Origin of the sequence: Shewanella denitrificans OS217 (genome assembly GCF_000013765.1) — a bacterium.
GTDB lineage: Bacteria > Pseudomonadota > Gammaproteobacteria > Enterobacterales > Shewanellaceae > Shewanella > Shewanella denitrificans.
The window spans coordinates 1,210,384-1,234,528 of the sequence record NC_007954.1; the positions used below are offsets into that span (position 1 = coordinate 1,210,384).

Annotated in this window: 22 protein-coding genes; 9 read left to right on the forward strand and 13 right to left on the reverse strand. The window is 44.2% G+C overall.

From position 1 onward, the window contains the following. The first annotated feature begins 35 nt into the window (after positions 1 to 35). Both SDEN_RS05510 and SDEN_RS05515 read left to right on the forward strand, forming a co-directional pair. Positions 36 to 494, forward strand: a complete 459-nt coding sequence (locus SDEN_RS05510) for a hypothetical protein (RefSeq protein ID WP_011495508.1) — start codon at positions 36 to 38, stop codon at positions 492 to 494. 302 nt (positions 495 to 796) lie between these two features. Beyond that, positions 797 to 1,003, forward strand: a complete 207-nt coding sequence (locus tag SDEN_RS05515) for a hypothetical protein (RefSeq protein WP_041405692.1) — start codon at positions 797 to 799, stop codon at positions 1,001 to 1,003. A gap of 175 nt (positions 1,004 to 1,178) precedes the next feature. On the opposite strand, the gene SDEN_RS05520 is transcribed toward SDEN_RS05515, so the two are convergent. The 3 genes from SDEN_RS05520 to SDEN_RS05535 all read right to left on the reverse strand — a co-directional run bounded on the left by SDEN_RS05520 (position 1,179) and on the right by SDEN_RS05535 (position 3,081). After that, positions 1,179 to 1,811, reverse strand: coding sequence for a LysE family translocator (locus tag SDEN_RS05520; protein WP_011495509.1), 633 nt, complete (start codon positions 1,809 to 1,811; stop codon positions 1,179 to 1,181). A 195-nt stretch (positions 1,812 to 2,006) separates the two neighbouring features. Next, complete coding sequence (locus SDEN_RS05530; RefSeq protein WP_198134631.1) at positions 2,007 to 2,498, reverse strand: SgcJ/EcaC family oxidoreductase; 492 nt, start codon at positions 2,496 to 2,498, stop codon at positions 2,007 to 2,009. Between the two features lie 346 nt (positions 2,499 to 2,844). After that, positions 2,845 to 3,081 (reverse strand): DUF3303 domain-containing protein, encoded by a 237-nt coding sequence (locus tag SDEN_RS05535; protein WP_011495511.1) that lies wholly within the window; start codon positions 3,079 to 3,081, stop codon positions 2,845 to 2,847. A 615-nt stretch (positions 3,082 to 3,696) separates the two neighbouring features. On the opposite strand from SDEN_RS05535, the gene SDEN_RS05540 reads away from it, so the two are divergent. After that, a complete protein-coding gene (locus SDEN_RS05540) occupies positions 3,697 to 4,518 on the forward strand; it encodes a prohibitin family protein (protein ID WP_408640238.1) in 822 nt (273 codons plus the stop codon). A gap of 208 nt (positions 4,519 to 4,726) precedes the next feature. Here SDEN_RS05540 and SDEN_RS05545 read toward each other — a convergent pair whose 3' ends face one another. After that, positions 4,727 to 5,467, reverse strand: a complete 741-nt coding sequence (locus tag SDEN_RS05545; protein WP_011495513.1) for an SDR family NAD(P)-dependent oxidoreductase — start codon at positions 5,465 to 5,467, stop codon at positions 4,727 to 4,729. A gap of 104 nt (positions 5,468 to 5,571) precedes the next feature. Between SDEN_RS05545 and SDEN_RS05550 the strand changes: the two genes are divergently transcribed. Then, on the forward strand, positions 5,572 to 6,129 hold the full coding sequence (locus SDEN_RS05550; RefSeq protein ID WP_041405693.1) for a helix-turn-helix domain-containing protein: 558 nt from the start codon (positions 5,572 to 5,574) through the stop codon (positions 6,127 to 6,129). 66 nt (positions 6,130 to 6,195) lie between these two features. Here SDEN_RS05550 and SDEN_RS05555 read toward each other — a convergent pair whose 3' ends face one another. The 6 genes from SDEN_RS05555 to SDEN_RS05580 all read right to left on the reverse strand — a co-directional run bounded on the left by SDEN_RS05555 (position 6,196) and on the right by SDEN_RS05580 (position 13,903). Further along, positions 6,196 to 6,714, reverse strand: a complete 519-nt coding sequence (locus SDEN_RS05555; RefSeq protein ID WP_011495515.1) for an HIT family protein — start codon at positions 6,712 to 6,714, stop codon at positions 6,196 to 6,198. 1 nt (position 6,715) lies between these two features. Then, positions 6,716 to 8,344 carry an AMP-binding protein gene (locus tag SDEN_RS19740; RefSeq protein WP_049762951.1) on the reverse strand — a complete coding sequence of 543 codons (1,629 nt, stop codon included), beginning with the start codon at positions 8,342 to 8,344 and terminating at the stop codon, positions 6,716 to 6,718. After that, positions 8,332 to 10,389 carry an alpha/beta fold hydrolase gene (locus SDEN_RS05565; RefSeq protein WP_011495517.1) on the reverse strand — a complete coding sequence of 686 codons (2,058 nt, stop codon included), beginning with the start codon at positions 10,387 to 10,389 and terminating at the stop codon, positions 8,332 to 8,334. The genes SDEN_RS19740 and SDEN_RS05565 overlap by 13 nt, the downstream gene beginning before the upstream one ends. A gap of 75 nt (positions 10,390 to 10,464) precedes the next feature. After that, the gene (locus SDEN_RS05570; RefSeq protein WP_011495518.1) at positions 10,465 to 10,704 is read right to left on the reverse strand and encodes a hypothetical protein; all 240 of its coding nucleotides are present in this window, start codon (positions 10,702 to 10,704) and stop codon (positions 10,465 to 10,467) included. Positions 10,705 to 10,706: 2 nt separating this feature from the next. Further along, positions 10,707 to 11,567, reverse strand: coding sequence for a diiron oxygenase (locus tag SDEN_RS05575; protein WP_011495519.1), 861 nt, complete (start codon positions 11,565 to 11,567; stop codon positions 10,707 to 10,709). A 692-nt stretch (positions 11,568 to 12,259) separates the two neighbouring features. Further along, positions 12,260 to 13,903 carry an AMP-binding protein gene (locus SDEN_RS05580; RefSeq protein WP_011495520.1) on the reverse strand — a complete coding sequence of 548 codons (1,644 nt, stop codon included), beginning with the start codon at positions 13,901 to 13,903 and terminating at the stop codon, positions 12,260 to 12,262. 566 nt (positions 13,904 to 14,469) lie between these two features. Here SDEN_RS05580 and SDEN_RS05585 point away from each other — a divergent pair. After that, complete coding sequence (locus SDEN_RS05585; protein ID WP_232279931.1) at positions 14,470 to 15,270, forward strand: substrate-binding periplasmic protein; 801 nt, start codon at positions 14,470 to 14,472, stop codon at positions 15,268 to 15,270. 94 nt (positions 15,271 to 15,364) lie between these two features. On the opposite strand, the gene eutC is transcribed toward SDEN_RS05585, so the two are convergent. Genes eutC through SDEN_RS05600 form a run of 3 tightly spaced genes read right to left on the reverse strand, consistent with a single transcriptional unit; the run spans position 15,365 to position 18,640 of the window. Then, positions 15,365 to 16,264 carry an ethanolamine ammonia-lyase subunit EutC gene (gene eutC, locus SDEN_RS05590; protein WP_157599835.1) on the reverse strand — a complete coding sequence of 300 codons (900 nt, stop codon included), beginning with the start codon at positions 16,262 to 16,264 and terminating at the stop codon, positions 15,365 to 15,367. After that, positions 16,150 to 17,550 (reverse strand): ethanolamine ammonia-lyase subunit EutB, encoded by a 1,401-nt coding sequence (locus SDEN_RS05595; RefSeq protein WP_011495523.1) that lies wholly within the window; start codon positions 17,548 to 17,550, stop codon positions 16,150 to 16,152. Before SDEN_RS05595 ends, eutC begins: the two co-directional genes overlap by 115 nt. 13 nt (positions 17,551 to 17,563) lie before the next feature. Then, positions 17,564 to 18,640: an ABC transporter substrate-binding protein gene (locus SDEN_RS05600; protein WP_011495524.1), complete on the reverse strand. Its 1,077-nt coding sequence runs from the start codon at positions 18,638 to 18,640 to the stop codon at positions 17,564 to 17,566. 458 nt (positions 18,641 to 19,098) lie between these two features. Between SDEN_RS05600 and SDEN_RS05605 the strand changes: the two genes are divergently transcribed. From SDEN_RS05605 to SDEN_RS05620, 4 genes are all read left to right on the forward strand, one after another. Then, the gene (locus SDEN_RS05605) at positions 19,099 to 20,562 is read left to right on the forward strand and encodes a phospholipase D-like domain-containing protein (protein ID WP_011495525.1); all 1,464 of its coding nucleotides are present in this window, start codon (positions 19,099 to 19,101) and stop codon (positions 20,560 to 20,562) included. Positions 20,563 to 20,883: 321 nt separating this feature from the next. Next, the gene (locus SDEN_RS05610; RefSeq protein ID WP_011495526.1) at positions 20,884 to 21,789 is read left to right on the forward strand and encodes an ABC transporter ATP-binding protein; all 906 of its coding nucleotides are present in this window, start codon (positions 20,884 to 20,886) and stop codon (positions 21,787 to 21,789) included. Continuing rightward, complete coding sequence (locus tag SDEN_RS05615; protein ID WP_011495527.1) at positions 21,789 to 23,330, forward strand: ABC transporter permease subunit; 1,542 nt, start codon at positions 21,789 to 21,791, stop codon at positions 23,328 to 23,330. Before SDEN_RS05610 ends, SDEN_RS05615 begins: the two co-directional genes overlap by 1 nt. Before the next feature lie 169 nt (positions 23,331 to 23,499). After that, positions 23,500 to 24,114, forward strand: coding sequence for a LysE family translocator (locus tag SDEN_RS05620; protein WP_011495528.1), 615 nt, complete (start codon positions 23,500 to 23,502; stop codon positions 24,112 to 24,114). Positions 24,115 to 24,145: the final 31 nt, after the last annotated feature.

Consider the following 24,145-nt stretch of genomic DNA (forward strand, 5'->3'; position numbering starts at 1 on the left):
TAATACAAAGCTTGTGCGCTTAAATGGAGTGTCGTGTGAAATCAAAATACGGAGTTACATTTTTAGTTCTTGCTGCCTTAATTTCGGTGGGTACTGCTATTGCGCATATGTCTTGTCTATTTTTTGGCCCTGAATGTTTTTCAGCTCAAATGGCGCCAGTTCAAATTATTGAATCAGCTAGAAATGGAACTTGGTTAGCGCCAATTGGAACGATATTTGTGTCGGTTATTTTCTCAGTCGTTGGACTATATGCGCTATCTGGTGCAGGTATGATTAGAAAGTTACCTTTATTAAGGCTTGGCATATACACGATCGCAGCACTTTGTATTATTCGTGGCGTATTGCCATTGCAGCTGTGGATCCGTCATCCTGATATGGTTAATTCAGTTGTTTTTTATACCGGTATGATTTGGTTAGTGACAGGTTTGTTGTTTTTATTTGGCTATCTTTTAGTGCGCAAGTCAGCCTGTTGTGAGGTGAAGCGTCATCCATGAGGGCTCGAACATCCCGTCGATGTGAAAGGGCTCACACATGCCGTGATGGCATGGTCAATGATGTTCCAGACATCATAATGACATTTCCCACTTCCATGTGGGTCAGATGCCATAAAGCGGACATGGGATGGACGGTCGTCTCGCCTTCTCGTGGTGAAACGCCATGGCTCACCATGTTAGCATTAGCGTAAATTGACGGCTTAAAGCCTTAAATCTAAAGATGCAGCCACTTTTTCCACTTTCCTTGCGTACAATACAAAGGCTAGGCAACCAGATATAGCTCATAAATAAGGAACGTTGAAATGTCGAATCAAGATAAAGAAGATCTCCCGCAACATAAAATGGGCGTTTATATAGCTGTAGGTGCTGGTATAGGTTCTGCACTCGGCGCTATAAGTGGTGTTGTTTTTGATATATTGCCGTTCAGCCTATCCATCGGAATAGCACTTGGTAGTGGCATCGGTATAGCAATTGGTTCATCGTTCAATTCAAAAAACAAAGAACAATAACGATGCAGAAATGGTTGCCCAAAATCGCCGCAAACAACACGGCTGGGACAAATACTCACTGGGCTTCGCCCAACAAGGTTCGCATTGGATGTTGTTTTGTGCTTAATGACAATTTCTTAATAATTAATCTGGTTATCATGGAGAATTTAACTATGGCAGGCACCGCTAATTATTGTTAATACTCATCACTGCTTAATGCAATTTTTGCACTTAAACCAACCAAAATAGTTCCCGATACACCTTCAAGTACTCTTGAGTATTTCTGCGCTTTAGGGCTACTAAATAAAACATTACCTAGACTTGCGTATAATAAGTTGCATGATGTCGCTAACACACTAAATAATAAGCCTAAAGTTAATAAGTTTTGTGTCGCATTAATTGCTAAAGGATCGATGAATTGAGGCAGGAAAGCCAGAAAGAACATCGCTACTTTAGGATTTAACACACTAATAATGACTCCCTGTTTAAACACTCCAGTATCTTTTTTGTTAGTGTCTTCAAGCAAAATTTTAGATTTTTTTCTGTAACAATTTAACAGTGACGTTAAACCTAAATAGAGGAGATACATAGCACCTAAATATTTAATCAGGGTAAACAAAAATGCAGAGCTCAAAATTAATGCAGAAAGACCTAGCGCTGCTGCTAAAGTATGAATCAAATACCCCACGCCCAAACCTAAGGATGCCTTAATTCCTGATTTCATTTTCCCTTTCATTGTATTGGTTACTATGTAGATAACGTCGGGGCCTGGGATCAAGTTTATAGATAAAGCTGCAATGACAAACAAGATTAATGTATTCATATCCATTACGACATACTCCTAAGTGTGTTTGCCCCTACATATATGTGGCAGGTAGGGTTAATAATGCTAATTCTGTTTCATGTTTTATACCAAGCAAAACAAGGTCAGCGGCGCCTGCCTTAGCGATATTGGGAAGGTCGGTAAGCTTGCACATTTTTTCACGGACAATTTTACTGGGATGCATCATTTATCTACTGACTGTTAATTAAAAATCTGTGGATATTTGTTAGGTACAACGAAGTCTGTAGGTGGAACGTCATGGGATTTTGGTGTCCAGCTGTGTGTCTTCCAAATTAACCATTGACCGTCTATCTGCTTCAGTAGGAAGTTAGTTCTTACCCATCTTGGGGGGGATTGACTGTCTTGTGAATCGATTCTCTTAGCTTCTTCAACTAAGGCAATGTCGGCGGTTAAAAATTCAACTGTAGATCCAGTGTGGACATATTTTTGCTCAATTTTAGGATACTTTGCAAACAGGAAGCCCTGAAGGAAGTGTTTAAGGGATTCACGGTTGGCAATAGACCAGCCATAGGAGTTCTCAAAATGTGTATCTAGGGTGAAATATGAAATACACCGAGAGAGATCTTGCTCAAGCCACGCGGAGTTCATCTCATCGACCACCTTTAACACTTGCTCCTCTGCGGTTATAGCACTCGCAAATGAGGTTGGAATATAGGCGATGAGACTTAACATAAGGATTAACACGTTAAGATTTAGCAATTTATCACTCCGGTGTTTGATTAGATGCTTAACGTCCAGTATATGCATGAACGAATGAGATGACAGTTCCGTGTCGCAAACCTAATGTACAGAAACCAGAGCCGAAAACCAATGTCAGTAAATTAGTGCTGTAACAGCATAGTTAAAATCACGTACTGTTAGCATTCACGAGTCGTTATCCTTGACTGCTAGGGCTTGAGATTGGTTTAGCCGAAAGGATAGGCCTGAGCTAAGCCATCAGACCTATTTTTAATTAAAAACACCCGTTAATGAACAAGGGTTCGCGTGCGAGTCTCGTTAATTCGCTTATTTTTATATGTTAATCCAGCGGGAATAGTTCAAAATCAACAAACTTATCCCACTTTTTAAACCACTCATAAAACAGGGCTTCATCATTGGATTCCATCAGCTGAAAGCAAATGTTTTTTTCTGTGTTTGCCCATGAATTTAAATAGTGCAGCCCCTCTGGGAATTGACGTCCCTTGGCGTTATACACTTTATAATTCTCTTCCATCAAACCGGGTTTGAAATTCTCAATAACCATGTATTTCTTCAAAACATCTCCTTATTACAATCTTGTTATGACAGCTTTTTATTACCCAGAAGCTAGGGGTATTTATCTGTTGTGCTATTTTCGAGGCTGTAATTGTTTATTGGACTTGGATGATGCCAGCCAAAGTTTAATTACTCGCACTTTTTTAACGCAACATGCTATAGGATTTTGCCTTATTAGGGTAGTGATTTGTTGCAAAAGAAATCGGCTAATCGATTGTTCTCATTGCACCTTTTAAGCTCGACTTGGTGATGGCATACTTTTTATCGTCCTTGTTGTTTTTAATCTGTTAATAGCTAAGACATAGAGCACTCAATTGACATAGCAATCACAAGTTACACCCAATACCCTGCGACTTTGATCCAAATGAAGTTTGGCCGACTTTAGCTGCACGCGAGCCCATAGGAAACTCATGGATATATTGATGCGGGTGATTGGGGAGAAGCTAAATGGTTCAAATGGATTGAAAAGGTATTCTCCTTGTATCAGTGCCTCATGTCATTTACTGTGGCTCTATTATGACGATAGAAAGGATGCAATATGTTAAAAAGTACCCCCAATGTTGATTTGAGCGCTAAGCTCTCAAATAGTTTGAGCCTCACCACTATTATTCTCGTCATGGTTGTTATCTTGGCACTCATATCCCTATTTGGCAGCTGGTATACGGTTGACCAAGGTGAGCGCGGCGTTATCTTAAGAAATGGTAAGATTATCGGCACCGCAGAGCCAGGGCTTGGTTTCAAACTGCCCATGTTTGATTCCGTAGTGCGCATATCCACTCAGACTCACACCACGAGCTACCAAGCGCTGCAGGCCTACAGCCGCGATCAGCAGCCAGCCACGCTGCGCGCCTCTGTCACTTTTAGCATTCCCCCTGATAAAGTCGAGGAAGTGTATGCTAACTTCAAAAGCATAGATTCGATGATAGCGCGTTTACTGGACCGCCAAGTGCCGACCCAAGTTGAGAATATCTTCGGTAAATACACGGCTATTTCAGTGGTGCAAGAGCGCATCAAGTTTGGTATCGATGTCACCGAAGCCATTAAAAAGTCAATCAAGGGGCCGGTAGATATCACCTCAGTGCAGATTGAGAATATCGATTTTTCTAACGCTTACGAGAAATCAGTGGAAGACAGGATGCGCGCCGAAGTGGAAGTGCAGACTCAGCTGCAAAACTTAGAAAAAGAGCGGGTGAGTGCGCAAATTGCCGTGACTCAAGCTCAAGCTGAGGCCGACTCACAATTAGCCCGTGCTAAAGCCGAAGCCGAGAGTATTCGCATCAAGGGTATTGCAGAAGCCACCGCCATTAAAAGCCGCGCCGAAGCCCTGGCCCAAAACCAAAATCTTGTGGAGCTCACCAAAGCCGAACGTTGGGACGGTAAACTGCCCACCACTATGCTGCCCACAGGCACACTGCCCTTTATTGATGCTAAAAAATAATCTGGGCTAGGCTGATAACTTAGTCTTTACTACTGATTTAGCCTTTGAAGATTCCTGATCTGTTGAAGATAAAGCCCTCAAGTTCCTATACATGAACTTGAGGGCTTGGCCGTAAAGCACCTTAATTCAGGGTTTTACGCGTTTTCCACTTTATAATTTAACGTTCCGCCAAATAAGGCTCGAATCATGCTTAGGCTGCCTATGGTGGTTAGATTTGCGCTAAACCGCCATCTACTTGTAAATCAGCACCTGTGATAAATGAGGCGTTATCAGAGGCTAAAAACAAGGCCGATTTAGCGATTTCTGCAGGGCTTGCAATACGACCCAGTGGAGTGTTCGCCGACACTTGGGCTAAGATGTCTGCTAATTGATCTTCAGCAAAACCAAACTTTGTTAATATCGGCGTGTCTGTGACTCCTGGAGATAAGGTGTTGACTCTAATGCCTTCTGGGCCAAGAGCTTGGGCAAATGAGCGGGTCAAGGAGCGCACCGCGGCCTTGGTTGCCCCATATACTGACCAAATACCTGCACCACGCTGTGCTTGAATAGAGGAGAGTATGATAATTGAGGCGGCTTTATTTAAGTAGCCTAAGGATTTTTGCACGGTAAAAAATACCCCTTTAACATTGATATTCATGCATTTATCGAAACTTGCTTCTGTGACATCGGCAATGTTTTCTGGTTGGGCAATTCCTGCATTGGCTATCAAGGTATCAATGCCGCCCCACAATTCATAACAGGTGTTGAAAAAATCTTCTAAGTCTTTATTCACACTGACATCACCTTTGAACACCAATACATCATTAGGTGATTTCTCTTGAAAATGCTTCATGCTATCCCTATCGCGGGCAAAAATGGCAACCTTATAGCCGTTTTCTAAAAAGAGTGTCGACATGGCTAAGCCTATCCCTGAGTTACCGCCGGTAATCGCAACGACTTTATTTTTCATGGTATTTCCCTATTCAACTGCAGATTAACAGAGCAATTACTGTAAACTTTAACGCTATCGAAAAGAAGTCTATAGTGTGTAAAATCCACTATAGTAGACACCTTATGAATTTTGATTATATTGGCTTGTTCATCCGAAGTTTCAGGCAGGCAAACCATGAAAGCTTGCAATCACTTGCTGATAGATCTGGGGTGAGCCGCTCAATGATATCCCAGATAGAAAGTGGTCAAAAAAGCCCAACTATCATGATATTGGCTAAATTAGCTGATGCGATGAGTATAAGCCTTGAGGATTTTATTAAGGTGCCAAAAGGGTTAAATACTTTGGAAGTGCTGACGCCATCGGAAAGTAATATTGTCAGTAAAAGCGCTAGTGCCTTTGTTTGTCATCAATTGGCGGCTAGATCGAGTTCATCCCCGGCGGATCTCTATCAGTTCTATTTTATCAAGGCGGGTAAAACTCAATTTTCAGCCAACCCTAAATCCACAGCGGTTAAATATGTCTGGGTCGAACAGGGGGAGCTGAGCCTGTACTTATCTTCAAAACAGGTTTCTGTGAAAGCAGGCCAGGCGATAAAATTCAATGCCTCCATACCCCATAGGTTCGAGTGTCGCCAAGGCATTTTAGCTAAAGGAACCTTCTTTATTGCCTATGAAAATTAAAGGGCTCGGTAGCTGCAGCCAGTATTGGCTGAGGACTTACCCCGAGGATGTTATATCATGACTGAATTATGCCAATGGGCTTTCTATCTTTGCCAGTTCTCTGCGCCATTTGGTGGCGATTTTTTGCAATTCAGACTGACGATTCATCGGGCTGAATGGATTAATAAAACGGCTCAATAAGCGCCAATAAAAAGCCAAGCTGTCGCCCTTGCTTCTGGGAATAAGGTGAACATGGACATGGCCAATATGTTGGCCCGATTGAGGCCCATTGTTAATCAGCAGATTGCAATCGCCGTGTTCTGGCATGACATAGCGCAACAGGCCTGTGAGTCGGCTACATAATAGCAGCAGTTCACTGGACTCTGCGGGGGGTAAGTTGTCTAAATAGGTGTGATGAGAGCGGCTTATTACCAATAAGTGCCCGCGTGTGATGGGGCGATTATCTAACACGACCTTAAAATGTGCCGATGTGAGCAACTCAAGGTGTGGCAAGCTGTCCTGATTGATTTTACACAGGATACAAGAGTCATCTCTAACAATCTGATTACTTAGTGATATTTGTGATTGGTCTTTCATCGTGTTCATCTTATTCCGCCAGTGTAAGCAGTGCTTTCCTATCGACTTTGCCATTGGCATTGTGTGGAAACTTTGCCAAATAATAGCCCCTTGACGGTATCATATAATCCGGTAATACCTTGCGGCAAAGTAATATCATTTCATGCTCATTAAACCCAAGCGCATCGTAAAACGCGGCTAACCCCAGAACTTCACCATTGATGCCAATGGGGTGGGCTAATACCGCCACCTGCTGACTGCCGGTTAGGCTGCGAATTTTATTTTCTATCTCCTGCAGTTCAATCCGGTAACCACGCATTTTGATTTGCTGGTCGGCGCGGCCATGGAACGCTAGCTCATCCGATGGCGACTGACTCACAAGATCGCCAGTACAATAGAGGTGTGCTTGCTGAGAGTTATTATCCACGGCTAGATTGAGAAAGCTCTTTTGAGTGTTCGCAGGATCTTGCCAATACTCGGCTACTACTTGAGGCCCATACAGATACAGCTGACCAATTTCACCGCTGGCGACTAAGCGCTGCTGCTCATCGAGCACCATGACCTTATTGTCACCAAAAGGCTTACCTATAGGGATGATGCCGCATTCGCCATGCTTGTCAGGGTCAACCCGTAACCAGGTATAAGCTATGGTGGCTTCGGTGGGACCATAGAGATTATCTATGCTGGAGTGGGGGGCGACACTGGCCCAATCCCGGGTAAGGCTTGCTGGCAGGGCTTCACCACAGAAGAGGCTGTAGCGTAAATTTGGCAGTTGTTGTTTGAAAAATTTATTTTTCAACACAGCCTGAGCGGCACTGACTTGGGAGGGCACAGAAAACCACACAGTTAATTTGTGTTTGCTAGCAAAGTGCAAGGGCATAAGCTTAGCAAAACCATCTGCCGCGTACAGACAGCCACCCGATGTCCAGCACACCATGATATCGTGCATGGATAAGTCGAAGGTAAATTCGAAGAATTGGCTGTGCCTATCATAGGGCGTAAAGTCATAAAGCTTACGAATATGCTCAAGGTAGCTCAGTAGGTTTTGCGTCGATACAGGCACGCCCTTAGGCTTGCCGGTACTGCCAGAGGTAAACATTAAATAGGCCAAATGACTGTTTGATACAGGCTCTGCCTTAGCACAGTGTTTAGTGCTGCCAGTGCTTTGCAAATGACCATTCGCATAGCTAGCCGCATATTCATTCACAGTCTCATTATCATCCAAGTTGTCAGCCAGAGTGTGAACCCCTTGGGCATAGCTGAGATTGCTGGTTTTGCCGCTTACCAGCACAGTTAAGGGGTCGGGTAACTGTTGTAGCAATTTGAGTAGACTCTCTTCACAGCCAGGATCAGCAAGTAAAGTTGTGCAACCGCTACTCTGGATGATGTCCACTAACTTATCCGTTGGGAAGCTGTCATTCAGTGGGATATAAGTCACCCCAGCCAAGAAACAGCTGAGAATGCCAGCATAGCCTTTGAAGGATTTCTTCGACAATACCAACACAGCGTCGGTGGTTGTTAACTTTTGTATTTGGCAAGCGATAAGGTCCGCTTGCGCAAATAGTTCGCGGTAGCTGTACTCTCTGTCCTCTACCCACAGGGCTGGCCTGTGGGCAAAGGTGAGGGAGCAATCCCTTAATTGCTGGATCATTGCTGGCATAGGGCTTGTCTGCTATGAGTCTTGATACGGCTGACAAAATCGGCAACTAAATTAGCCACATGATGATCATAATATTGAGCAAAATGCCCCGCGTTTTCTAGCATCACCAATTCACTGTTGGACAAGTTGTCAGCCAAGGCTTGGGCAAGCTTGGGGTGGGTGACTTCATCATGCTCGCATCCCAATACCAGTACTGGCGCCGAAATACCGCTTGTGAAGGCATCATCTTGCTCATTAAACATCTGATGCATCATGTTGGCGTAGCGAAACAAGGACTCGGCATTTCTAAAGGGCATACTGGTCATGTATAACAGGTGTGGGTCTGTGCTGGTGAGCACTGAGTCTATGGCCTGCTCATCACTCGCCTTCGCCTCTAGGTTGCCGTAAATTAATTGGCAATAAAACTCGGCCATGCGTCGATTGGCACTGATCTTAGGTAACAAGGACTTCAAGCTTTCCTCGAATTGACTCACAGGAATGGCAGGTTGCAGTTTTAGGGACACGCCGCCATTAAGCAGTGCGCCGCCGTTTATCCGTGCGGGGAACTCATTGAGCACTCTTAGGCAAGTTTGTGCGCCGCTGCTCCAACCCACAACGGCCGCCGTTGCCAGTTCAAAATGATCCATGATGGCTATCACATCTTTGGCTTGAGTCAATGAGTTGCACTTCTCCAGCTCGAAGGTTTGGGTGACTGCGGGGACCCAACGTGTGTCCCAAGTCAGCACAAAGTAATGCTCACTCAGTCTGCGGGCTAATGGCGCGATAAAATCGACGGGCATGCCATAGGCATTGGCGATCACTATGGGAGAGGCATCTGGATTGCCTAAGGTATGTACGGTTAAGGTTTCTGCGTCCCAACTTTTCACTTGATGGCGAAGGAAAATATGCCCTTGTTCCTCAGATTTTAATTCATCGGCAAACAGACGCACAAAATTCTCAATTTTCTCCATCGTCATGGGATTATGCTTTGGAAGAACCCGGTTAAATTGCTTCATTGTGTCGTAGTAGCCTTCGTAAAAGCGAGTTTTACTGTCGAACAAAGACTCAAAGGAAGACACCTTACCTTCACGGGCTTGGACGATTTCAATGCAATCGAGTTGGTTATAGTGTTCGCACTTTTTGATCACGTCGCTGACTTTGAGATCGCTCGAATTTACCGAGTGATAGACCAGCTGATCACCAAAATCGATGGATTTTAAGTAGAGGCAATCAAGCACCACTTGATCCACCGGGATGAAGTTACCCACGGCTTGGGGATTGCCCACCAATCTAAGATTGCGTTTCACCTGTGACAAGGTGTCACGCATCTGATACATCTCTTGGAACAGGCCATATAAACCAAAACGTGTGCCGCCGCTGCATTGAGTCAGCTCTGGGCCGAGAATGATTGAAGGACGTACTATGGTGCAGGCGATATTGCGTTGCTGGGTATATTCATGAATAAGCTTTTCAGCTGACCATTTACTTTGTTCATAATAATTAGTGAAGCCTTCGCGGTCACTGTGCAAGGTTTCTTTAATATCACCGCTTTGCTTACCTGAGGTATACGCGGTGGAGATATAGATAAAGCGCCCGGCAGCTAAGCCGTGGCATAACTCAAGCAAGTGTTCTGTGCCGCTGATGTTGGTCGCATCTATCTTGTCTTTGTCTTCCCAGCGATAAGATAAGCTGGCGGCAAAATGCCACACTTCGGCAATCTTGCTTTGTTGCAATAGCGCCATTTGTTCGGCTTGTAGGCCAAGGCCTGGTTTTTTAAGGTCACCCTTAACACACACAAGGCGTTCGGCTAATAGGTCTGCAGGAATGTCCGGTAAATTATAACTCTTGGCACATTTTGCCAGGTTATCGCACACTCGCTGGTGGGCTTGCTGTTCATCTTCCCCCCTGGCTAATACAAACACTTTTCCTGGGGTGTGGAGTTTCCAATACAGGTAGTGGCCCCCTAAAAAACCTGTGGAACCGGTTAGCAATATTGCTTCATTGTCTGTATATAAATCTTGCTTTATAACATCGTATAAACCGTTTGAGCCATATGACTTTTTCATAATTGCGTGCACCTATAAATGATTATCTGAATTCATCCGATTAAGTCGAGTGAAACCGAGTGAAATTAACTGAAGTTAGGTAAAAAAATTGTCTTTAACCGCGCGCAGTGAAGACACCTTCAGCTGCAAGGATTCATCGACTTCAATTTCCTGACCTATGGCCTCCTCTAACATTAGTAAAAACTCAACAAAAATCAGTGAATTAACGACTTTATGTTCGATGAGGTTTAACTCGATAGGGATTTTCTCTGGCCATTTCACTTTGACTCTTAACCATTCACATAGCTCGTCAAATGCGTTTACACTCGTGTCCATATTCACTTCCTTGTATCTGTCAGTGTTATTCCTAAACGTTCTGCATGACGCTTGAAGGAGCCCAGTAATTTAGTTTCATGTAATTCGATTCTATTGGGGTGGTTCAATAAGGATTCTCGCAGCGCCATGCCCTTGGTAATACCGGCATCTCGATAGGCTTGGGGGTTATAAAGGGCTGCAATATTGATGGCGATTGATTTATCCAGCTGTTGCCCTAACCAGAGTGCATCGCCTTCATCTGTGATCGCATCCTTAGCCAAATGCTCCAATACTTGGCGGCCGTAGGCGATATGACGAGACTCATCTTTATAGTGGGCTTCGTTTATCTCCCTGACGAAGGGATGCACTCTCGAGTCCCTTGCATTTTGAATATTATAATAATGGCCGATTTCTTCGAAAATAAGGATGCGAGCAAACACGAGGAAATGCTCTTTTGCAGGGGACATGAGTTGTTTTTCAATTTGGAACTTTTTGTTGGGGTAGACCTTACCGCCATAGGCTCGGCAAAATTTTTGGAAGTACCACATGTGCTGGTTTTCTTCGTCGATCAAATGGTACAAGTATTCCCTGGCATCACTTAAGGCGACTTTGTCGAGTATTCTGCTGACTTCCTGGATAAGTTCCAGCTCGCCGGTATAGTTAAGGCTGAATGAATTGATGCATTCCCACTTGGCGAGTTTGATAAGCTGCGCTTCATCCCACTGCTCAATATGATCTGTTAAGGCGATTGAAAGCACATCGGGGGATTGCCACCAAGTATCTTCAGCGATATGAGCCGGCCAGTCGAATAGACTGAATGCCACATTGTGCTTTTCTACTGAAAGCCTGGATAGATTATCTACGCGGGTAAAAAAATTATTCATGACAAATCCTTTTGACTAACGTAAGTCGAATCCATAAGTCGAATCGAAACTAACTTAATAGCACGATTGGAATACAATTAGATTTATATACGCAGCTTTTAAATAGTGCCAAAACAAATAGACAGTACAAAATAACAGTATTATTTAAATAATAATTATTATTTAAGTAATAATTATTATTTAAAGTAATAAGGTCAAGGCAAGCTAAATGCTTGTTAATCCTATTGTGAATTTATTTAGTAGCATGTTTTTACACATCTTAATTAAACTTAAATAAACGGCATAATAAAATGTTTATTTCTATTTAATTATCGTCAATTATTTAGTGGTCAATCCGTTAGCTAAAAGCTAACGTATCAGCAACATATTTGCAACTTATTATTTAGTAAATTAAACGCCCGTTTAAATTTATCGGCTTGTTATTGTTTATATTGATTTTATTTAGGTTTTATTGTTTGATTTCTTGGCGGGTTCTATGAGTGATTGTAGGTGAAGTGGCCGTTTCGCTGTGTTGGCTTAAGTCTTGGGAGCTGCTTTGATGGAAAAGTATGCTTTGGGAAAACACAGGAATGAGTCATGCAAATGAGTAAAGCAAGGGATGTGATGAAGGGGAACATGTAACAGCTAGGCAAATAACTTGATAACCCACATAAAACCGTGGGTTATCAAGATGTGTGTGAGTTAGTCTTGAGTTACATCGTGTCTTCCCAGACTATGCTAGTTTGCAAGGCCGCGGTTAGGAAATGGCCGTAGTGGTTCTCCAATTTATCTCGCTTCAGTTTGAGCGTCGGCGTGAGCAGTTCGTTTTCAATAGCCCAAGGCTCTTTAACCACTATGATATGTTCAAGCCGTTGATGAGACTCGAGTTCACGGTTTACCGCATCCAAGGTTTTTTGCAATTCTTGAGTGACTTCAGCGCGGTTCTTGCTTGCACCTTCACCGAGAACCACCAGTGCGATAGGCTGTTTACGGCCAATTCCCATGACACAGACTTGTTCGATATCGGTATTACGCCCAAGGCTCGACTCTATGGGAACAGGGGCCACATATTTACCTTTGCTGGTTTTAAATTGCTCCTTTACTCGACCAATAATGGACCAAGCACCATCGGCATTGATTTTGCCCTTGTCACCAGTTTTAAACCAGCCATCGGCAAACGCCTCCTGGGTGGCTTGTGGGTTGTTGTAATACTCAGAGAATACGGCATCACCGCGGATCAGCACTTCGCCTTCCTCTGACAGCTTCATCTCTACGCAAGGCTGAGGTGTGCCTATGGTGCCTACATGACTTAAATTGAACGGAATATTACAGCACGACAGGCCCGAGGTTTCTGTCATTCCCCAGCCTTCACCTATGCTTATCCCAACGCCATGGAACCAGAGCAAGACTTCGGGGGAGATAGGCGCACTGCCTGAGCCAAATAAGCTGGCTTGGCTGAGGCCAAGTTGAGTGCGGATTTTTTTCGCCACCAGTTTTCCAATAAAGGGAATGTTAAGCAAAAACTGCAACTTTTTGTTGGGCAGCTTGGCCAAAATCTGCGACTGAAACTTAGTCCACAGCCTAGGTACAGACACAAAACTTGTGGGCTTAGCATGGCGAACATCATGGATAAAGGTCTCAAGGGACTCAGTAAAGAAGATATCCGATGGGCTATAGATTGAGGGTAATTCAACGACGCAGCGCTCTGTGATATGGGCCAATGGCAGGTAAGACATAAGGCGACTATTGTCATTGGAGACCAGCAGTTTGGCGGCGCTCATAGCAGAGGAGGCCACGTTTTTTTGTGTCACCACCACACCTTTGGCTAAACCTGTACTGCCTGAGGTGTAGATGAGAGAGAAAATCTCATCGGCTTCTGGTTGATGAAGTGTTTGCAGCGGCTGGTATTCTTGCAACCAATCATTCCATTGGGCTTTACAGGGGAGTGTGGGATACGGGAAGGCGATGCTGAGCATATCGCTCGGTAATGCCTCAGCTAAGGCGTCTGTCTTATCCAGTTTACCGATAAAAACCGCTTTAGCGCCACTGTGCTCCAACACGTACTTAATGTTATCGGCGCCAGCGGTGGGGTAGATGGGCACACTTATCAATCCTGCCATCATGATGGCGAGATCAGCAATAAACCATTCGGCAGAGTTTTTGCCTATAACAGCGATTTTATCTCCGCGGCTCAAGCCATTTGACAGTAAGGCTTGGGCCATTTTTCTTGCCTGTTCATCGGCTTCGCCCCAAGTATACGTGTGCCAAACTCTATTGACAGGCTGATGCAACCAAGTTTTATCTGGATGCTGTGCAACATTGTGTTGCATCTGCGCCAAGGGCAAGCGATATTCCATATTATTTTTATTTCCTATTGGTGTTTGAAAGTGTAGCGAAGAAGCGATTGTCAGTTTTCTTCACTTATAACTAACTCTGCCATTCCTTGTTAAATAATGCTAGAAATAAATTTAATACAGAGTCCAGCTTTATAAGTTGTCCTTACTTAAGGGGGCTGAGTTAAAATTAGCATTATTCATGAATCGAAAGTGCATATATGTATAAATCAATGAGTATGAATGGCAGTATTAAATAAAACCTCACAAAAGGATTTAAGCTAATATCAATATTGAGTGTGAAGTGGCTTACTGCAATTAAGCTTGATATAGCTGTTTTGGCTAATAGTATCAATCATGAAAACTTGCTAAGTTCTCATCTACACATTATGGCTATAGCCAATGTGACTTAGGTTTTTTGTTGTTGCCCTGTTGAGAGAAGTGACTTAGGGGCTAAAGCGTTGCCGCTTAGGGGCAATGATGCTGAGGTTACTGGGTATGGCTTAGGCTTGGTAAATCTAATTTTCGCTTTCCATTATGTAAAACAGCACTTTGTAGACCACAATTAGACACCAAGTAAAGGAACTGCCTTGAATTTTAAAATAGGGGAAACCATGAAGTCCGTGATATTCACATTGTTACTCTTGCTGAGTTTTTTTTCGATGGCAAAAGCCCAAGAACCTCTAGTGTTTGTTACCAGTGATTATCCTCCCTATGTTATTGATAATAATGGGGTCGCAACCGGCATGGTGCCTGATATTATCAGGGCTATTTTTAAAGACTCGGACATCGAAGTTGACATAGTATTCCAGCCTTGGAATCGTGGTCAGGCATCAGTGATAAGTGGCGCTGCATTCGCGACCTTTCCCTATGTGATGACTAGGGAAAGGGCGAAAGTTTTTGATTTTTCAGATCCTTTTTTGGCCTTTTTCCCTAAATTTTTTTACAACAAAATGCGCTTCCCTAATGGCTTCTCTTGGAAAAAATTAAAGGATTTTCAAGGTTACAAGATGGGCGGGGTTAGGGGGTTTTGGTATGAGGCCGATTTTCAGGCCCTTCGACTTAACGTCAATTATGTCAGCACAGATTTACAAAATATGAATATGTTGCTCAAGGAGCGAGTCGACTTTACCTTGATTGATGAAATGGTGGGCTGGCATCTTATTAAGACAAATTTCCCCCATAAGAAAGACCATTTTGCGGTTGCCAAAAAACCTGAAAGTCAAAGTGGGTTACACTTGATGATCTCTAGAAAGTATCCTAACGCTAAAGTCTTGACCCAAGTGTTTAATAAAGGGCTGAAAACCATTAAAACCAATGGGACTTATCAAAAAATTCTCAATGATTATCAGGTGTCTGAAGAATACGCTCAGATCCCCCAAGACGAATAAGCTCACCTCACTGCTACATCACCTTATCTGTTGTGCGGCCTAGTTTTTGTAGGCTTTGCCTTGGTTTCAGTTTTTAGTTTCTAGTTTCTAGTTTCTAAGTTAATGAGTGATTAACCGGTGCCGTGTCCTTTAACATCACACCGGATACTCTTCGCTTTAATGCCTCCTTGGCTAGCCATATCAGCTTAGTGGCGGCGCTGGCATAATCTAGGCCTTGGGGATGAATATTTGAAATGCAATTTCGCATCGCATCACTGCAGCCTACTCTGGGGGCATACGTAAAATACACCCCTAAACTGTCTGGGGTAGTAAGTCCCGGCCGTTCACCTATGAGTATCGCCACCATAGTGGCATTGAGTCGCTGTGCAATCTCGTCCCCAAGGGCCACTCGCCCTTGTGTGGCTATCACCACAGGTGCCAGTGTCCAGTCTTTTGGCAGCCGCGTACTCATCTCTTTGATCAGTGGCAGGCTATGGCGGGCGACGGCAAGGGAGGATAATCCATCGGCTATCACAAGTAATAAACTGGGTCTTTCCCTCTGGTATTGCTCCAGTTCAGCAAAATGCCTCTCATGTAAACGCCTGCCCAAATCTGGCCTGAGCAAATATTGGGATCGGTTGTTAGCCTGGCTGGTGACAGTGAGCGTATCGAAGCCTAAGTCTTTAAGCCCTTGAGCCAATAAGGGCACATCTAAGGGTAAATGCACCGCATCTCGCGCCATGGCATGGGCAAGTGCTAGGGCCTGCACTTGCGCTGTGGGTAGGCTTGTGCCGACTCGGCCGAGGGAAATTCTAGCCTGAGTAAAGGCCATCAGCTCAGGCCAAGGATCCGCTTGCACTAATTCTGAGGGACGCACTGGGCTTGAGGGACACGCAACGGCTACAGCGGCCGTGTTTGTGCTAATCGCTGTGGCAGCTCCTTGAACAGGGGATGCTTGGCCGTTACTGTTAGCATCTTGCCTTGTGGGTCCATCAGCTGCATTTTTTGTAACCATAGTTCAAACTCCGGCGCGGCGGATAAACCGCACACTTGTCGTAAGTACAAGATGTCGTGGTAGGAGGTGCTTTGATAGCTGAGCATGATGTCATCCCCGCCGGGCACTCCCATTAAGAAGGTGACGCCGGCATTGGCTAACAAGATCATCAAGGAATCAATATCATCTTGATCCGCTTGGGCATGATTGGTGTAGCAGACATCGCAGCCCATGGGCAGACCAAGCAATTTGCCACAAAAGTGATCTTCCAGTCCCGCCCTGATGATTTGCTTCGAGTCATACAAGTATTCTGGGCCAATAAAACCCACCACACTGTTGACTAACAGGGGTGAGAAATGCCGAGCCACTCCATAGGCTCTGGCCTCGCAAGTTTGTTGATCTATGCCATGATGACTGTTGGCAGACAGGGCGGCGCCTTGGCCTGTTTCAAAATACATTAAATTATTGCCAACAGTGCCGCGGGCCAATGCCAAGGCGGCGCTTTGAGCCTCTTGCAGTAGCGCTAAATTAATGCCAAAGCTGTCGTTAGCTTTTTCGGTGCCGGCAATGGATTGAAACACCAGATCCACTGGCGCGCCTTGCTCTATCAATTGGATTTGATTGCTGACATGGGTCAAAATACAGGATTGGGTCGGGATCTGGTAATGGGATATCACTTCATCGAGCAAATAGTACAAGCGCTCTAGCAAGGGCAGGCTATCGCTCGCCGGATTGATGCCGATGACAGCATCACCGCAGCCATAAAGTAAACCGTCCAGTAGAGATGCTGCTATGCCGCGAGGGTCATCTGTGGGGTTATTAGGTTGTATGCGTGAAGACAGGCCTTGGGTTAAGCCTAAGCTATTTCGAAAGGCTGTGGGGTTGAAGCACTTCTTCGCCACCTTAATCAAGTCTTGATTGCGCATTATTTTGGACACTGCGGCTGCCATTTCCGGGGTAATACCAGCACAAACAGCGCTTAAGGTTTGTGAACAAGTACTATCCAGCAATAGCCAATTTCTAAAATCTCCCACAGTTAAATGGCTGATGGTTAAGAAGGCGCTCATTTGATGGTTATCGATTATCAGGCGACTGACTTCATCTTCTTCATAGGGGATGAGCAGGTCTTGTAAAAAAATTTTCAGCGGCTGCTCGGCAAGGCACATTTTTGCAGCCATACGCTCGGTTTCGCTGGCTGCCGCAATGCCCGCTAAATTGTCTCCAGAGCGTGCTGGGCTGGCTTTTGCTAATAACTGTGTTAAGTCATTAAAGCGGTAGTTTTGCCCAGCGACACTGTGTTGATACATGTTTAGCCCTCTGTTATTTCCCCTTAGCCTTGGTCCACATTTGCTTGTAAATATTACGGGTTCGCGTATTTAGTGGACGCCAAAGGTATTGCTCTGAGAAAAAGGACTCATCACCGACTCTGGCATCTTTAGCGAGCTGGGGGTCGAGTAATTTAACGGTATCACCATTGACTATAATAGAGCCGTACATCTCAAGTAAGCGTTTCTGCACCGGCTCGCTTATCATAAAATCCATCAACAAATACGCAGCATCGAGTTTTTCGCCGCTTAAATGCTTGCCTATGGCCAAGGTGTCTAACCAAACGGTTTGACCTTCTTTAGGATCTGCCAATTTCCAATTTTGCCCGCCTTGATTGGCGGCTGCCACGGCAAACCAGTAAGTGGTCACTAGCTCTAGCTCTTTCATGCGTTCTACATCTGCCATGCCGCCCCAAAATGAATCGGCATTAGCCACGAGCGTGTTCAATTTAGCTTCGATTTTGGGTATATCAAATTTTGTCGAGTCTATGTCGTAGAAGCTTTCTGGGGGATAGCCGAGCACCAACATTGTAGTATAAATGTTGGCTTCGAATTGATCTCCCGTGATGGCAAATTTACCTTTGTTTTCAGGTAACCATAGTTCTTCCCATGATTTTGGCTCAGCACGCTTACTGGCGTTGTAGGCTAAACCATAAGAGCCACCGAGAAGAGGAACCGAGTATTTACCCGCTTTGGTCTGATCATATTGACTGGATCGTAATGAGGCTAATACCTTGCTGTAATTTGATAACTTACTGAAGTCTATGGGCTGCAGCACTTGAATTAACTTATCTTGATTCATCTTGTAATAGTTATGGGTGGGGGTGGTCACATCGGCTGCCTGAACCCGCATCTTATTAAAAATGAGTTCGGGATCGGTAATGTAAGGCTCGATAATATTGAGCTCCACATCCATGCCTTTAGATTTAGCATAGGTGGTGAACTCTTCTTTAAATGGACTGATGTAGCCTTCCCATTCGAGCACATTGAGGGTAACGGCGAAACCATTTACCGAAAACAACACTCCTGCCCACAGCAGGCAACTAATACCAAGGCGTTTCATTATCATCATTGTCAATCATCCTTATTTTGGGTTTCATGCATGTGGCGAATTCTGAGTGGAAAGCAAACTAGGGTTGCTTAAATCTTGTATAAGGATTAGTCAGTCTTAGACTTTTAGCCAGTAACCAGAGCAAATAAGCTGATAAAAATTAACTTGCTAGCGCAGGTGTTTGTACCATGAAGGCTGGGAAGCTATCGAACAGGCGGCAGCTTCACTCCTTCTCGCGCCTTTGAGTCAGCATTTCCTTGTGTTTACCTTGTCAGGGTTAAAGCCGCTGTGGTACGGATAAAATCCGATTTAATTAATTTAACATTTCGACTACAAATACAGCATTTATCTTGCTACTATCCCAGCCGAGTTAATAAACTAGGGAGGGTTAAGGTAGCCTAGCTGCAATGAAATTGGGATTCTGATTGCTCATTTTTTGATATGAATATAATTATAAAATACAAAAAATAGGGTCAAAAATGAAATTCAATAAACTAAATATGGGGTTGTTATTATCGCTTGCGACTAGCTTTTCTTTTGTGTCTAGTCTGAGCTATGCCGATGATATCGAAGTTTACTTTAACCACACAGTTAACCCTCCTGCAATACAAGCCAATCTTGAACATAAAATTGTCGATTTAATTAATTCTGCTAATTCATCTTTGTATATGGCTATCTACGATTTGGATTTGCCTAATATTGCAAATGCCATGGTGTCGGCAAAACAAAGAGGTGTAGATGTTAAATTTATTACCGATGAAGATAATATTGCTGGAGAAAACTTAACCGCACTTGGAATATTAAATCAGGGTGGGGTGCCTTGGATAGATGACACTGAAAATGGTAGCGCGGGTTCTAAAATCCAACATAATAAATTTATCGTGGTTGATGGCAAAAAAGTATTATCCGGCAGTACTAACTTTAGCCAGTCTGGCGTGCACGGTGATTTAGATGCCCAAGGTAATTTGATTAGCGAAGGCAATGATAATCATATCGTCATCATAGATTCTAACCAGATGGCAAACGTATTTACTCATCAGTTTAATCTTATGTGGGGCGATGGCCCTGGTGGTGCTAAGGATTCGCTATTTGGTTTAGGCAAGCCTGATCATCAACTCGAGACCGTGTATACCAATAACGATAACATTCGCATCGACGTGCAATTCACCCCTCAGTCTCCGACGCTATATCAGGGCTCTAGCTTGTATAACATGCAGCAGTATATCCGCAATGCTAATCGCCGCATTCATTTAGCACAGTTTGTTATTAGCGCTCAAGATGTTGCCGATGAAATGGAGCTAAGACACGATGCAGGCGTGGAAGTACAGGGTCTAGGTGATAGGTCGTTCTTTTCCCGTTATTATTCTGAGTTCCAAGATATGTTAGGCAAAGAAGAGCCTAATACTGCAGGTGTGATAGAGGTCGACAGCTACACAGGCGCTGTGAACAACATCTGGGAAAACCCTGCCGATGTGCGTGTCGCCAAGCTAAATGGCAACGATAAATGGCACCATAAGTACATCATCATCGATGACATAGTGTTAACGGGCTCGCACAATATTAGTGGTGCTGCTGCCTTCGGTAACGATGAAAACGTGGTAGTTATCCATGATGCACAAACTGCCGCCGAATTTGAAGGTCACTTCAGCTATGCATTTTGTTTAGCGGGTAATGGTAGTAATTGTGTCCAGACTAGCTATACCGAAGGAACGTGGGAGGGGGTTTTCTTCTCGGCATCTCAAGTTGGTGTGGTGATGGACATGGTCAATAATGCCACCTTGAATGAGCTCGATATTGATGCCGCGATGAATAAGACCGCAGCGAACAATATTATTGCCGCCCGTCCTATCACAAGCATGGATCAACTTGCCGCAGTGTCTTATGTTGGCGCTGCCGCAATGACAGATCTTAAAGACTACATCAGTGCTTGGCAGGCTAAGTAAGCTCTGTCTAGCTTAGCTGTTAGATTTGGCGCACAGCCTAGCTGTGCGCCTTGAGGTCAATGTTATCAAAGCGGTCAATTTGATTGACCGTTTTTTTTTTGCTGATTTTTAGCCTAGTTAAAGGGAAGGTATTAAGTGTGTTGAACTCTAGGGAGAATACGCCTGTTCGAGTTTATGCATTTCACTCATTATTGGTGAAACTCATCATTTGTTTCAGTATGTAAGTTTTGCATTGGTTGTAGGTTATTGAAATTTAGTGAATAAATTATCTGGCTCGATATTTGCTAACTTTTTTACAACTTAATCAAGAAGATAAAAATTATGCTGCTGGATATTCAATCTTTGAGTCATCAATACAAGAGCCAAAAACAGGTAAATAGTGCGATAAAATCTCTGTCACTGCAAATTGAACCTGGGATATTAGGCCTATTAGGTCCTAATGGTGCTGGAAAATCTAGCCTGATGCGTATTCTGGCAACCATTGCTAAACCCACTTCCGGCAAGGTGTTGTGGCGGGGCAAGGACATTGTGCAGTCGCCGCAAACCTTAAGGCGCGAATTGGGTTATTTACCGCAATATTTTGGGGTGTATGAACAGTTATCTGGGTTTGAGTTTTTACACTATATTGCAGGCATAAAAGCACTCGATGCCGCTCAGGCTAATCACACTATCGATGAGTTACTGAATAAACTCAATCTAACCCACGCCGCGCATTTGCCATTGAAGGGCTACTCAGGCGGCATGAAGCAGCGAATTGGTATTGCTCAGGCGCTACTTAATGATCCCAAACTGCTGATTATCGATGAGCCCACCGTTGGCTTAGATCCGCAGGAGCGTAGCAATTTTCGTCAGTTACTCACTGAGCTTGCCACCGAGCGCTGCATTATTTTCTCCACCCATATCGTCGCCGATGTGGAATCGATTGCCGACAAGATTGCCATCATGCATTCGGGTCAGTTGATTCAATCTGGGACGCCAAGCACACTGCAACAAAGTGTTGCCAATAAATGCTGGACATTAACGGTTAACTCAGCGGATTTAAGGCAACTGCAACATGAATATATTGTGAGTCACAGCGTAAGAAAAGCAGATAAGCTTGAGGTCAATATTGTTGCTAATCATTGCCCTGATGCCAGTGCCACCTTGAGAGTGCCAACCCTTGAGGATGCTTACCTTTACTATACAATCAATCATCAGCCCAGCTCATTCATCGCGAGGGCAAGCTGATGAGTCAAACTTGGCAAAGCATTATCGCCGATCTTAAACAGCGAACTCGGCAACAAAGTTTTATGGTTTCATTGCTGGCAATGTCGGTATTAACCTTATTGTTTTTCCCTTCCCCTGATGCTCATTACCAGACCTTAGTGCTTAACGGTTACCGTGGTATTTATAATAGCGCTTGGATAGGTGTGTGCTTGGCAATGCTAAACGTAATGTTTTTACCCATTATCTGCTTCTATTTGGTTAAAAATGCAATTGAAGTAGACAGGCAATCAAACACCTTTGAACTTATCGCTTCAACGCCAATTAGCAAGCAGGCTTACCTGTTCGCTAAATGGAGCGTGAATGTATTTATCCAAGTCTGTGTTGTGCTGGTGATGCTGCTAACCAGCATCTTGATCCAATTCTATTATGGTGAGAGTTACCAAATCGATTTGTGGGCGTTAGCCTGGCCGCAGTTAGTGTTTGTGTTGCCGCTACTGTTCGCCATTGCCTCTATCGCACTGCTGTTTGAATCAATCAAATGGCTTAAGGGCGGCTTGGGTAACATCATCTATTTCTTTATGTGGATAGGTTCAGTGACTTACACCATTGAAAGCGTCTCTGGTGTGGGGGCTTTATTAGCACACCTTGAAGCCGAGGTTGTCGAGCGTTTTCCAGCACAAGCGGGCGTTTCGAACATAGGCATAAACATCAGTGATGAAACCCGTGAAATTAACACCTTTGTGTGGCAGGGATTGGAGCCCACCTTATCTCATCTTTGGGGGGGGATGCCGCTGGTTGTGATAAGTTTTGGATGTTTTATGCTCGCATGGGGGCTATTTAATCGCTTCAGTCAAGCTTTAGCTGCCGAGCATCAGGGGTTATCGCCAATGACGAAGACATTGCAAACTAAAGTAAGCAGGGCGCTGGATCCTGTGTTTATAGCATTAACTCGGCATTTTGCCTTTACACGTTTGTTGCGTTTGGAGCTTAAGTTACTGCTCAAAGGCCATTCTATTTATTGGCTTTTGGGTTTGCTGGTGCTAAATGTCATTCAACTTGTTATTGAGCAGCAGATGCTGATGGGCTTACTTTTGCCTATCTCCTGGTTATGGTGCGTGTTGGTGATTTCACAACTGGGCCAACAAGAAAAACAAGCCAATACTCTGGAACTGATGAGCTATAGCAGGCAATCTTCAAGCCTTCAAACCTTGGCAAGCTTCAGTGCTGCCTGGTTGCTATTGGCTATGGCCAGTTGTGGCGGTATGCTGCGCTTAGTGTCCATGGCTGAGTGGTTGCTGCTGGTACAATTGGTTGTCGCCATCTCTTTTTCTGTCGCCTTGGCCTATTTTTGTGGCACCTTATCAGGGACAAAGCGCCTATTTGAAGTGCTCTACCCAACGCTTTGGTATATTGGACCGATACAAACGGCCCTGTATGTGGACTTTTTTGGCGTCAATAGTCAATCGAGCTGGCAAGCCGGGGTTCCCTATTACTTTGGCGCTATTTCAATCAGCTTACTATTGTTAACGGTTAGCCTAAGAAACAGGCGATTATCAAGTTGAGCTGCAAATTTGGTTGAATAGATTAAAATCACTTTCACTCTTCTTGCCTGCAGAAGACTCATATAAGCTAGGGGATAGAATAGGTATTGATATGCCAATGACGTCTGCTGGCGGATATACCATTACAGGGGAGTACACAATGACAAAATTAACATTGATGAGGTAAGGCATGAGTATTGAAGTTTGGCTTTCATTTGTATTAGCATCGACTATCTTGTGTTTCTCTCCAGGACCCACGGTTTTTATGGTCATGGGGCAATCATTGACTCAGGGTAAGGCATCGGTGATCCCTTTGGTCACTGGAGTGCTGTGTGGTGATGTGATTGCCATGAGCGTATCTTTCGCCGGGCTAGGTGCGCTATTGGCAACCTCTGCGGTGTTCTTTAATATTTTCAAATGGGTCGCCGCTGGCTATTTAATGTATCTTGGTGTGAAGGCTTGGCGCAGTAAGCAGAAAGTGGACACTAGCCTTGCTGATAAGACACAGCAGGGGAAAATGTTCAAACAAGCCTTGGTAGTCACCGCCTTAAACCCTAAAGGGATCATTTTCTTTATCGCTTTTTTCCCTTTGTTCATCAATACACAGCAGCCAGTATCAGCACAAATACTGACCATGGCCGTGTCTTTCTTGATGGTCTCAGCGTTTAGCGCGTCATGTTATTCAATATTTTCAGGCTATTTACGCAGTAAAATTAATTCACCACAGTGTCAGCAAGGGTTTAATAAACTCAGTGGCTCAATGTTAATGGGGGCCGGGGTTGTGACGGCAACATTGCACAAATAAGGCTCACAAGACGCTTACTGGAAATAATATA